This window comes from Azomonas agilis (assembly GCF_007830255.1).
In the GTDB taxonomy this organism is placed as follows: Bacteria; Pseudomonadota; Gammaproteobacteria; order Pseudomonadales; family Pseudomonadaceae; genus Azomonas; species Azomonas agilis.
This window is the reverse complement of record NZ_VLKG01000005.1, coordinates 100591-113050: the sequence shown is the minus strand read 5'-3', so window position 1 is coordinate 113050 and position 12460 is coordinate 100591. Positions and strand designations below refer to the sequence as shown.

The window sequence follows — 12460 nt, the reverse complement described above, 5'->3', positions numbered from 1 at the left end:
TAAGAGTATTTTATTAATTAAGTTCCAAGCCCATCATTAACGAGCTAAAGGATTAGGCGTAGGCTCTGCCATTAAACTGAGAATATTTTTATCCGTATGATGAAATAACTCAGACTGACCCTTAATTTGTAGCACCGTATCCTCGGCGTAACTCCAAGTGCCATCAGCGTTAATACTGACCTTAATACTAAAGGCTAGGGTTTTAAAAGCATGGGTTAAAAAGGGCGCGGAACAAATACCCCAAGTTTCTAAACCCTCAGTAGCTTGTAACTCAAACTCGGTGGCATCGGGCTTAACTTGCCCCGCCGCCATCGCAATCACTCCTCTCGGAACGGCTAAAGTATGGATAACCGTCTGAGTGGCGGGCTCCCACAACCAATACCCCACTTGTTCATGGTAGGTTTTTACTTGGTTGGGTTTAGTAATATGGGTGTAATAACGTAGCCCATACAACAATTGCGGGCCATTAGTCACCGGATCAATAGGTTGCAACTCAATGCGCTCAATAAAGGCTTGCTCTTTCGGGCCTTCCGCCTTGGGCTTTAAATCTAAACCTCGTTGACCTGTCCAAATACCTGCCATAGGTCGTAGCGGGCCAAGGTTGTTTAGGGTATGAACATCAATATCCCGAGGTTCGGTATAAATATCGGTGGGGAATTCACTCATAGTTTCATCGTATTTAACTAAGGATTAATGCTTAATTGTTAAGGCCATTGAAGTAAATATGGCCTCATCAAACCTGATCACACCATTTAGGTAGTCAAACACGGACGCTTGCCTAGATCAAATCCTCGCTAGCATCCTTGTGCCGCAGCTTTATCTCAACGAATGCTCCACAGCTTTCTATACTTTAAACGGCTCGACCAAAACTCAACCACAGACTCTGAATTCTTTAGACTACCCCAAGGAGGCCGCGAGTACCGGGAAGACTCATGCTGTTTGGGTATTCCACCATCGCTAGCAGGGATGGCTTAATCTCGCGTAAGACGATGAACTACGACACACAAGGGACATCCCAAGCAACTCATTCCATAACGGCTCGGCTGCTGACCCTCAGTCTGGTTCTGATCAGCCCTTACCTCTACGCCCAACCCAACCCCTTGCCCGCTTATGGCGCAGATCTAAACCAGAGCTCGGTCTCGGGACTCTCTTCGGGAGCCTTTATGACCTCTCAACTGTATGTAGCCTTTTCTGAGCTGATGGTGGGGGCAGGTGTTATTGCGGGCGGGCCTTACCTCTGTGCTAAATCCTGGGCGGGGAATACGCTGTTAACTAATGCGACCACCACCTGCATGAACCCTCTGACCGCATCTGTTGGCCCTAACACACCCGAATTGGTTAAACAGGCGCAAAAACTCTCGGAGTCTGGGGCTATTGCTCCCTTAAGCAATTTAGCTAATGACCGAGTGTATATCTTTAGCGGTACGGAAGATAAAACCGTAACCACTACAGTAGTGGATCAAACCTATGCCTTTTTTAAATCGGTAGGTATTCCGGACTCCTCCATTCGCTACGATAAAAGCGTTAATGCGGGTCACGCTATTGTAGTAACGGATACGACCACGGCTTGCCCGCTCACCCAACCGCCCTTTATTAATGACTGTGATTTTGAACAGTCTAATCGAATTTTAAGTCACATATATCCTGAGCTAAAACCAGCAACGACTCAAAACCCTGAGTCATTAATTGCTTTTGATCAATCCGAGTTTTTAACTTCGAACTACACCAGTATGAGTAAAACCGGCTACGCCTATATTCCTAAAAACTGCCAAGCTGGGCAGAAAAGTTGCTCCGTACATATTGTTTTTCACGGATGCCAACAGGGTGCTGAAGTGATAGGCGATCAATACTACGCCAAAACCGGCTATAACGAGCTGGCAGAAGCCAACGATTTAATTGTTCTTTACCCGCAAATAACCCCCTCAAATACCATACCCTTTAACCCTCAAGGCTGCTGGGATTTTTGGGGTTATTCCTCACCCGGAAACATAGACCCTGATTATTACACGCGCTCAGCACCCCAATTATCAGCAGTCTATAAAATGCTGCAACGTCTTGCCACCCCCGCCCAAACTAACACTGTGCCGGAGTAAATATTGTGACTACAGCCGCCCCGCTTATTGAGCCTAAGTTAATTAACATTTTAAAACAGTGGCGTTGTTTCTCACACCAGAATGCGGAAAATCTACAGTTATTCTGCTCCGCCTTTACGCCCGTTCACGACAGTTTGCAAATAACACAACAAGTTTTAAAACAGTGGCACGATAAGCCTTGGACACTACCTGAACAGCCCAGTGTAGACTCCAGCGCATTATCTAACGCCTATCGAGAATTAATTGATATTCAACAAGCAGCCTTAGAAAAAGAACAAGAGGCTTATTTTCGTTATTGGACAACTGCACTAACAAACAGCAAACAAATGATTAATGCCTTGCAGGGTGTTTCATCACCCCAACAAGCATTGGTGGCCTATCTGGAGGCTAATTTGGATTTAGCCCGCCAATATCAGGAGGACGTATCTGAGCAACTCACCGACTTAAATCAAATTAAGGCCGCTTATACTGCGTGGTGGCAAAAAACCTTGGAAAGCCTTCAGCCTGAGAAGCCTCAATAAAACGCAGTCACTCCGCTTTGCTTGACCTGCTTGGCTGCAAGCACTAGGCTCCGCCCTGCTTCAGGTGCCCCCACAATGCTGGGGGTGAAACAGGGAAGCCGGTGCGCTTTATTGCAGCAAAGCCGGCGCTGCCCCCGCAACGGTAAACGAGCTAAAAACCGCTATCAGCCACTGTACAGAGTATGGGAAGGCGCGGTTGGGAATCCCAAGGTTCACTCGTAAGCCCGGAGACCGGCCTGTCGCATTCATCGGCCACCCTCGGCCACACGCCAACAGATCGCGCGGGGCGCGCGATGGAGCACACTTCCCATGACCCCTGTTCGTACCCGCAGGCCGTCAGCCTTTGCCTTGCTGGCTGCACCGCCTTTTTTATACTCCAGCCTAGCCCTTGGTGCATCCCTTAATCTGGATGAGCAAGTAGTCACTGCCTCGCGCATGACCGAGCAAGCTGGCCAAAGTTTGGCCGCCGTGACGCTGATTGATCGTGCCGAGTTAGAGCGCACTCAAGCCAAATCCCTGCTGGATGTATTCCGTAAAGTCCCTGGAATCTCGCTCACCAATAACGGCGGGCCGGGCAAAACCACCTCGCTGTTTATGCGCGGCACTAACTCAAACCACGTTTTAGTGCTGATTGACGGGGTTAAGGTGGGCTCCATCACTACGGGACAAACGGCGTACCAAGACTTACCCGTAGAGCTGATTGAGCGGATTGAAATCGTGCGCGGCCCGCGTTCAGCCCTGTACGGCTCAGAGGCGATTGGCGGGGTGATTCAAATCTTCACCCGCAAAGGGCAGCAGGACAGCCACAGCCTGAAACCCTACTTCAGCCTAGGTACGGGTACGCATGACGCTCAAGAAGCTACGGCTGGAGTGAGTGGAAATAACGGAGCCGGCTGGTTTAACTTCAGCGTCACCAGTCAAGACAGCGACGGTATCGACACCAAAGATCGCGGCACCAGCGGCTATGAGCAAGATGCCGATGGCTACCGCAATCTGGGCGGAACCCTGCGCGCCGGTTATCGCTTTGACAACGGTCTGGAGCTGGAAGGCAGTCTGATGCGTACCAGTGCCCACAACGACTATGATTCTTTGTACGGTAGAAGCGGCCGCAAAGCCAATGCGGATAACAAACAAAGTCTGGCCAGCGGGCTGATGCGCTTCTCGCCGACCCACTACTGGCAAACCACCCTGCAATTTGGCCGCAGTGAAGATAAATCCGACTCCTATCAGGATGGCACCTTCTACTCGCGCTTTGACACCCGACGCGACCACATCAGTTGGCAAAACGACTTCCAACTGGCGGAACACCATACCCTAACGCTTGGCCTAGACCATCAACGGGATGAGGCTTCAGGTACTACGGTGTATCAAGAAGACAGCCGCACCGATGATGGCTTTTTCAGCCAATACACTGGGCGTTTCGGGCGTTTTGATCTGCAAGTCTCTGGCCGCCACGATGATGACGAGGAATTTGGCCGCCACAATACCGGCAGCGCTGCCGTCGGATATGCCCTTACCGACAGCATTCGCACCTTTGCCAGTTGGGGCACCGCCTTTAAAGCGCCCACCTTCAACCAACTGTACTACCCCAACTTTGGCAACCCGGATTTAGACCCGGAAAAATCGCGCTCTCTGGAGCTGGGCTTTAACGGTCAACACGGCTGGGGACAATGGTCGCTGAACCTGTACCGCACTACCATTGATGATTTGATCAGCACCATTACCATCAATGGCCGCAGCCGTGCCGAAGGGGTGGATAAAGCCCGCATCCACGGCTTAGAAGCCAGCATCGGCAGCACGCTATGGGGCTGGGATTGGACGGCCAATTACAGCCTGATGGACGCGGAAAACCGCTCGCGCCGCACCAGCCGTACTGGGGTTAAATACTACGGCAAAGACCTTAACCGGCGGCCTTCACAAACCTTTAATCTGGACATGGATCGCCGCTTTGGAGCCCTAACCCTAGGCGCTAGTGTGCATGGTCAAGGTTATAGCTACGATGATTTGGAAAACCAAACCCGTTTAGGCGGATTCACTCTGGTGGATTTAAGGGCGGAATACCAGATGGCTCCCGAATGGCGCGTACAGACTCGAATCGCTAACCTGTTCCACAAAAGCTACGAGACCGTATCCGGCTATAACCAACCGGGCCAAGCGGTTTATGTGACCCTGCGTTATCAAGCGCTGTAAGCCTTTCTTTTAGGAGCTTTTTATGATGAACCTCACCCGAACCCAGCAGGTCATTGCGGGTCTGATACTAGCTGCCTTAATGGCGGTCACTCGCGGACATCACTTTGATGCGATTAACCTTCCCAGTGCCTCTTGGGCGGTATTTTTTCTAGCCGGAGCCTTACTGACCCCGCGCTGGGTATTTCCGGCCTTGTTTATTGAAGCCTCAGTGCTGGACTTTATCGCCATCCAGTGGCAAGGCGTGAGTGATTGGTGCGTATCTCCCGCCTACTGGATGCTCGTTCCCGCCTACGGTGCCCTGTGGCTGGGGGGCCGGTTGTACGCCCGCTGGCACTCCGAACAACTCAGCAGCCTGTTGAGATTGGGCTTATTCGCAGTGGCCAGCAGCTTTGTGTGCTACCTGTTCTCAGGCGGTGGTTTTTTGTACTTCTCTGGCCGCTATCCAGACCCCAGCCTAAGCCTGTTGGCTGAGCGAATTATGACTTACTACCCCCAATATCTGAGCACCTTGGCGCTCTACCTTGGCTTAGCGGTACTGGTACATATCAGCATTCAAGGCATTCGCTCGGGCGTGCATTTGCGTCTGAAAACACCGCGCTGATCCATCAACGTACAGTGGCCCAAAGGACTGAGCCACTGACCCATGAACCTCACTTAGCAGCAGCTAAAAATCCTCTCCATAACCCCTCGTCTGGAAAATAGCCTAAAAGCACTGCACTTTAATTAATCTCTTGGCGGCGTTTTAGAAAGGCGTATGCTGTCTTGGAAATGGCAAGAAAACATCAATCCAGTAGCCTAAAAAATTTAGCTATTCTGAATAAACGCACTATGGAAAGCGCTAATGCTTGCCCATGAAAGCCGTTTCCCGTATAAGCGGCGCTCCCGATTCCAGAGCCTTTGCTGTGGGTTTTATGTTCATCATCACTGTTCGAGAGACATCATGGCCCGTGTTTTGATTGTCGATCACTCTTCAACAGAGCTTTCCAAGCTCAAAAGCCTGTTAGAGCAGTTAGGACATCAGGTGTTAAGCGCTGAAAATGGAGCCGACGGCGTGGTACTGGCTCGTGAAGAGCAACCCGATGCGGTCGTAATGGATATTTTATTGCCGGGTCTAAATGGTTTTCAGGCGACCCGCCAACTCAGTATGGATGCGGAAACCACCCATATTCCGGTGATCATCACCAGTAATCGTGACCAAGAAACCGACGAAATATGGGCGCGCCGCCAAGGCGCCAAAGGCTACCTGTTAAAGCCCGTGGCCAAAGAGCGCTTGGCTCACCTACTGACTGACCTATCAAGCCCCAAACTTAGGGCGATTGCGCCTCAAAGTGCTTACGGCACTTAACCTACCTATCGTATAAGAACCGATGCAGACCCGAGCTTTTCGCTCTACGGTCTGCAAAAGTTCATTCAGAGCAAGGCATTTCGGCTATACTTTGGGCCTTTTTTCACAGCCCCCCGCTCCTACCGCCGCATTCATGAAGCTGATCCTCAAAGTTTTCCCGGAAATCACCATCAAGAGTCGTCCGGTACGCAAGCGTTTTATCCGCCAATTAGCGAAGAATGTTCGCTCCATTCTGCGCGACCTTGATCCTGAGGTGCGTATTGAAGGCGAGTGGGACAATGTGGAGCTGAATACCGCCGTCACCGAGCCCTCGATTCTGGCTGAGATGATCGAGCGCCTGACCCATACGCCGGGAATTGCCCACTTTTTGGAGGTGCACGAGTACCCGCTGGGCGATTTCGACGACATTCTGGATAAGTGCCTGCACCACTATGCTGACCAACTGCCGGGCAAAATTTTTGCCGTACACTGTAAACGTGCGGGCAAACACCCTTTTAGCTCGATGGATGTAGAGCGCTACATCGGCAGCCAACTGCGCCAACAGTGCGGTGCGGCGGGCATTGACCTGAAAAATCCTCAAGTGCGGGTACGGATGGAAATCCGCGATCAGCGCCTGTTTGTGATCCATCGTCAGCACCAAGGCTTGGGCGGTTATCCGCTCGGCGCGTTGGAACAAACGCTGGTACTGATGTCCGGCGGTTATGACTCCACCGTAGCGGCCTGGCAAATCATGCGCCGTGGTTTGATGACCCATTTTTGCTTCTTCAACCTCGGTGGCCGTGCCCACGAGTTGGGAGTGATGGAAGTCGCCCATTACCTGTGGAAAAAGTACGGCAGCTCCCACCGCGTGCTGTTTATCAGCGTGCCCTTTGAAGAAGTGGTGGGGGAAATCCTGAAAAACGTGGACGACAGCTACATGGGTGTGGTGCTGAAACGCATGATGCTACGCGCTGCCACCCAAATTGCCGAGCGTCTGCACATCAACGCATTGGTGACGGGTGAGGCCATCTCCCAAGTATCCAGCCAAACCCTGCCTAATCTGTCGGTGATCGATTCGGCTACGGAGATGTTGGTACTGCGGCCGCTGATTGCCACCCACAAGCAAGACATCATCGACACCGCCGAACAGATTGGCAGTGCCGACTTTGCCAAGCATATGCCGGAATACTGCGGCGTTATTTCGGTCAATCCCACCACCCAAGCCAAACGCGGCCGGGTGGAGCACGAGGAAAGCCGCTTCGACATGCAGGTGCTGGAGCGTGCTTTAGAGCGTGCGCGCCAAGTCAGCATCGACCATGTGATCGAAGAGCTGGGCAAAGACATTCAGGTGGAAGAAGTGGCCGAGGCCCTGTCCGGTCAGGTGGTGTTGGACATTCGCCATCCTGATCAAGCCGAAGACGAGCCGCTGAGCATCGCCGGGGTAGAAGTCCAGTGCCTGCCCTTCTACGCCGTGAACAATCGTTTTAAAGAGCTGGATGCCAGCCGCCAATACCTACTGTATTGCGATCAGGGTGTCATGAGCCGCCTGCATGCTCATCACCTGTTGAGTGAGGGCCATGTGAACGTGCGGGTCTACCGACCCAGCGTGGCTCGCTGACTGGAGCAGGCTATGAGTATCAACTCCATCCGGCGCAGTGCCCGCCGTCGCAAACACCCCCCCGACTTGTCGGTGGACTTTGGCGTTTAGCCCTTTTGCCTTGTTTTCCGTTTTACCCTTTTCAGGATAGTTATTGTGATCGAACAACTGCGTAACATTGCCATCATCGCCCACGTTGACCATGGCAAAACCACTCTGGTAGACAAACTGCTCAAGCTCTCCGGCACCCTCGACCGTAAAGAAGCGGAAAGCGAGCGCGTGATGGACTCCAACGATCAGGAGAAAGAGCGCGGCATTACCATTTTGGCCAAAAACACCGCCATCAAATGGAACGGCTACAACATCAATATCGTGGACACCCCCGGACACGCTGACTTCGGCGGCGAAGTAGAGCGCGTGATGTCCATGGTGGACTCCGTACTGCTGGTGGTGGATGCCCAAGACGGCCCCATGCCCCAAACCCGTTTCGTAACCCAGAAGGCATTTAAAGCCGGTCTGCGCCCCATCGTGGTGGTGAACAAGATCGACCGTCCCGGCGCGCGTCCGGATTGGGTGATTGACCAGATTTTCGACCTGTTCGATAACCTGGGTGCTACCGATGAGCAACTGGACTTCCCCATCGTTTACGCCAGTGCCCTGAACGGTATTTCCGGTCTGGACCACGAAGCTATGGGCGACAACATGGATGCGCTGTTCCAAGCCATCATCGACTATGTGCCTGCGCCCAAGGTTGATACCGAAGGCCCGTTCCAGATGCAAATCTCCCAGTTGGACTACAACAGCTTCCTCGGTGTGATCGGTATCGGTCGTATTGCACGCGGTACTATCAAGTCCAACACTCCGGTAACGGCGATCGGTGCGGATGGCAAAAAACGCAATGGCCGTATCCTGAAGATCATGGGTCACCACGGCTTGCAGCGCGTTGAGGTGCCGGAAGCGACGGCGGGTGACATCGTATGCGTCAGCGGTATGGAAGAGCTGTTCATCTCCGACACTCTGTGCGATCAACAAAACGTCGAGGCCCTGCCACCTCTGACCGTGGATCAGCCCACCGTGTCCATGACCTTCCAAGTCAACGACTCACCCTTTGCCGGTAAGGAAGGCAAGTTCGTCACCAGCCGTAACATCAAAGACCGTCTGGAAAAAGAACTGCTGCACAACGTAGCCCTGCGCGTTGAGCAAGGCGACAGCCCTGAGAAATTCAAAGTCTCTGGCCGTGGTGAGCTGCACCTCTCGGTACTGATCGAAAACATGCGCCGCGAAGGCTTCGAGCTGGCCGTAGGTCGCCCGGAAGTGGTGATCATCGAAGTCGACGGCGAGAAACAAGAGCCCTACGAAAACGTCACCATCGACATCGAAGAGCAGCACCAAGGCCCGATCATGGAGCAAATGGGTCTGCGTAAGGGTGACATGACCAACATGATCCCTGATGGCAAAGGCCGTCTGCGTCTGGAATACACCATTCCAGCCCGTGGTCTGATCGGTTTCCGTAACACCTTCCTGACCATGACCTCCGGTACCGGCATTCTGACCAGCACCTTCAGTCACTATGGCCCGATCAAAACCGGCGAAGTCGGCCACCGTCAAAACGGCGTGCTGGTATCTATGGCGACCGGTACCGCTCTGACCTACTCGCTGGAAACCCTGCAAGACCGCGGCAAGCTGTTCCTGTCTCCCGGTGACGAGGTATACGAAGGTCAATTGGCCGGTATCCACAGCCGCGACAGCGATCTGGTGATCAACCCCACTAAGGCCAAGAAGCTCGACAACATGCGCGCTTCCGGTAAGGACGAAACCATCCAACTGACTCCGGCGCTGAAGTTCACTCTGGAGCAAGCGCTAGAGTTCATCGACGACGACGAGCTGGTGGAAGTAACGCCAAAGTCCATCCGTCTGCGTAAGAAATACCTGAACGAAAACGACCGTAAGCGTTACGAGCGCAGCAAGGTTTAATTCTTAAACCTGAGCCATAAATCAAAAAGCCCCGCTGGAGTGATTCAGTGGGGCTTTTATCGGTAAGGCAAAACACTCCCCCATAGCCAGTAAGCACACAAACCACCCGCTTTACCGCATAATGCGCGCCTAAATTTTGTCATTAGGCCGCACCATGAGTTACTCCGCCTTCGACCCCAGCACCTACAGTACCCAACTGGCCGAAAAGCAGCAGCGCCTGCGTGAGCTGCTCGCGCCCTTTAACGCGCCAGAGCCGGAGGTGTTCGAATCGCCGCGCCTGAATTACCGGCTGCGGGCTGAGTTTCGCTTGTGGCGGGAAGGGGAAGATCGGCACTACGCCATGTTTGCACCGGGCGACAAACACACGCCAATTTTGCTGGAAGATTTTCCCATCGCCAGCCAGCGCATTAACGATTTGATGCCGCGCCTGAAAGCGGCTTGGGCTGATTCGGTGCTGGGGTTCAAACTCTTTCAAGTGGAGTTTCTCACCACCCTAAGCGGTGAAGCCCTGATTACTCTGTGCTACCACCGCCCCCTCAAAGACGACTGGCAGGCTGCTGCAAAACGGCTGGCTGATGATCTGGGCGTTTCTTTGGTCGGGCGTTCTAAAGGCCAGCGCTTAGTCATCGGACAGGATTTTGTCACCGAAGAGCTGAGCATTGCGGGCCAAAGCTATAGCTACCGTCAGCCGGAGGGCGCTTTTACCCAGCCGAACGGCACAGTGAACCTGAAGATGCTGCACTGGGCCTATGACGCCTTGGGTCAGCGCGAAGACGACCTGCTGGAGCTGTACTGCGGCAATGGCAATTTCACCCTGCCTTTATCGCGGCGGGTGCGGCAGGTATTGGCGACGGAAATCAGCAAAACTTCGGTCAATGCCGCCTTGGCTAATCTGGATGATAACGGCATCGACAATATTCGCTTGGTGCGCCTCTCCGCCGAGGAGCTGACCCAAGCCTTGAATGGCGTGCGTCCCTTCCGGCGTTTGGAAGGCATCGACTTAGCCGCTTACCAATTCGGCACTATTTTTGTCGACCCGCCGCGCGCCGGTATGGATGTGGATACCTGTGAATTGGCGCGACGCTTTCCGCGCATCCTCTACATTTCCTGCAACCCGGAAACCTTGGCGCAAAATATCGCCCAGCTTCAGGATACGCATCGGATTAGCCGCTGTGCGCTGTTTGACCAGTTTCCCTATACCCATCATATGGAGTCGGGGGTGTTGTTGGAGCGGCGGGGTGAAATGTTTATGGGTTAGCTCGCTAACCGTGCAGCAGTGTTGGAAAACGCTTGAGCTTCTTATTTATTTTGTTACCCTAAAGATGGAGCCTCTCCATTCTTCTTTCCCAATGTTTAGCATGCTTTGGCTAGCTTGGGTGTCAGTTCCCAAAACTGGCGTATAACGAAGACAAGGGAGGCAGTATGAAGGCAAAAGTAGTCGACGTACGGGCTTATCGGCGTTTTCGGCATGGAAAGTTAGAGTTTGTGTGTAAACACAAACGCTCACTCCCTAGCCGTTAAGCTGATGAGGAGAGGCTTCACCTAAGACCAAACTTCAAGATCTCCCCAGTTATTTGGAAAGTACATTTCGCGCTCTAAATCTACGGATCCAACTTTGTTTTTATATCTGTTTATTATTTCGGATAAATCATCCTTCAAGGACATATTGCTTGCATGCCACCTGTTTTTGTTGTAAACGATTTTTATTGCTGTAAAAATCAAGTAAATTGTGTTTTCTTTCAGATTGTTTTTATCACCCAATCCATCATAGTTAACTATCCCCCTTGGAGTTTTTAGCCAAGTATTCCATACTCTATTGCTATGACAAGCTTTATTTCTCGCATCTTTAAATGCTGCAAGCCAGTTTTTAAGGTCCTTAAAAGAATTAACACCAATTTTCCTAGCAGCTAGATCTAAGCAGTTTTCACCGTCTTTATCAAAAGCTTGGTAATTAAGCTTGTCGAGTAAGTTAAGAAAGACATCGAATGAAATCAGCTCATTAGCTATCCAAAATGGCGGTAGATTTCGGTAGGATTTACATGGGCTGCTATACTTGTTTAAGTAATGGCGAGAAAAGTTATGATTTGACTCTGCTTTACTTTCTTTTAATAAGCTGTCATTTATTTTTGCTCGTTCATGAATGGGCGTATTCTGTGAAAAGTAGGCATCATCTAGATACCAAAATGAATCTTTTGTCCACTCTGTTATAGACTGGTCAATTATAGTATTTGATATTATTTCTATCGGAAGTAGATATTTTATTAGTAGATTTCTTATCTCTTCGTCTAGTCTATATAAGTTAAGGCCAAACTCAAAATTTACTTCTTTTATATACATCTCTTGGTCTTGGTCTTGGTCTTGGTTGTTTTTTTCTCTATCAAGAAATGGGTAGAAATATATTTTTAATTTATACCAGTTTATTTGTGATAAAACAGATGTTGCGAACTCTTTTTCTTCTGACGTTACATTTACAAGCAGGCCTTTCCTCGGCAAATACTCAGTTACAAGAGCTAGTGGTGAAAGGAATGGCTTGTCATAAACTTTTCTTTCGCTCATTAAAAAACCCGCAATATTTTTACGTTGTTTATATGATACAACAACATAAACCCATTGCGGGCGCTCTTGCTACTGAAATTAGCTTGTTTTGCGAAAAATGCAATAGCGCAAATATCATGCCAAGTAAAAATTTTAGGCATATCTGGCTAGCTTTTATTAATTTGATTAGGTATGCGAGACTAAAGGTTAGTTAATTCTAGCCTCG

Annotated in this window: 10 protein-coding genes and 1 riboswitch; of the genes, 8 read left to right on the top strand and 2 right to left on the bottom strand. The window is 51.1% G+C overall.

Going from position 1 to position 12460, the window contains the following annotated elements; all coding sequences use genetic code 11:
* Positions 1-36: 36 nt before the first annotated feature.
* Positions 37-666 carry an FABP family protein gene (locus LX59_RS08195; protein WP_144571364.1) on the bottom strand — a complete coding sequence of 210 codons (630 nt, stop codon included), beginning with the start codon at positions 664-666 and terminating at the stop codon, positions 37-39.
* Positions 667-932: 266 nt separating this feature from the next.
* Here LX59_RS08195 and LX59_RS08190 point away from each other — a divergent pair, with 266 nt between their 5' ends.
* The 8 genes from LX59_RS08190 (at position 933) to trmA (ending at position 10957) form a co-directional block, all read left to right on the top strand.
* Positions 933-2093, top strand: a complete 1161-nt coding sequence (locus LX59_RS08190) for an extracellular catalytic domain type 2 short-chain-length polyhydroxyalkanoate depolymerase (RefSeq protein WP_246118712.1) — start codon at positions 933-935, stop codon at positions 2091-2093.
* Between the two features lie 5 nt (positions 2094-2098).
* Positions 2099-2614: a hypothetical protein gene (locus LX59_RS08185; protein WP_144571363.1), complete on the top strand. Its 516-nt coding sequence runs from the start codon at positions 2099-2101 to the stop codon at positions 2612-2614.
* A 45-nt stretch (positions 2615-2659) separates the two neighbouring features.
* A riboswitch (cobalamin riboswitch) is annotated at positions 2660-2868 on the top strand.
* A 55-nt stretch (positions 2869-2923) separates the two neighbouring features.
* Positions 2924-4804: a TonB-dependent vitamin B12 receptor gene (gene btuB / locus LX59_RS08180; protein ID WP_144571362.1), complete on the top strand. Its 1881-nt coding sequence runs from the start codon at positions 2924-2926 to the stop codon at positions 4802-4804.
* A gap of 22 nt (positions 4805-4826) precedes the next feature.
* Positions 4827-5405: a hypothetical protein gene (locus LX59_RS08175; RefSeq protein WP_144571361.1), complete on the top strand. Its 579-nt coding sequence runs from the start codon at positions 4827-4829 to the stop codon at positions 5403-5405.
* 339 nt (positions 5406-5744) lie between these two features.
* Entirely contained in the window at positions 5745-6149 is a 405-nt protein-coding gene (locus tag LX59_RS08170; RefSeq protein WP_144571360.1) for a response regulator, read from the top strand.
* A 133-nt stretch (positions 6150-6282) separates the two neighbouring features.
* Positions 6283-7746 (top strand): tRNA uracil 4-sulfurtransferase ThiI, encoded by a 1464-nt coding sequence (gene thiI / locus LX59_RS08165; protein WP_144571359.1) that lies wholly within the window; start codon positions 6283-6285, stop codon positions 7744-7746.
* 135 nt (positions 7747-7881) lie between these two features.
* Positions 7882-9699 (top strand): translational GTPase TypA, encoded by a 1818-nt coding sequence (gene typA / locus LX59_RS08160; RefSeq protein WP_144571358.1) that lies wholly within the window; start codon positions 7882-7884, stop codon positions 9697-9699.
* A 154-nt stretch (positions 9700-9853) separates the two neighbouring features.
* Positions 9854-10957, top strand: coding sequence for a tRNA (uridine(54)-C5)-methyltransferase TrmA (gene trmA / locus LX59_RS08155; protein WP_144571357.1), 1104 nt, complete (start codon positions 9854-9856; stop codon positions 10955-10957).
* Between the two features lie 284 nt (positions 10958-11241).
* Here the strand turns inward: trmA and LX59_RS08150 are convergent, their stop codons facing one another.
* Positions 11242-12255, bottom strand: a complete 1014-nt coding sequence (locus LX59_RS08150; protein ID WP_144571356.1) for an Abi family protein — start codon at positions 12253-12255, stop codon at positions 11242-11244.
* Positions 12256-12460 lie beyond the last annotated feature (205 nt).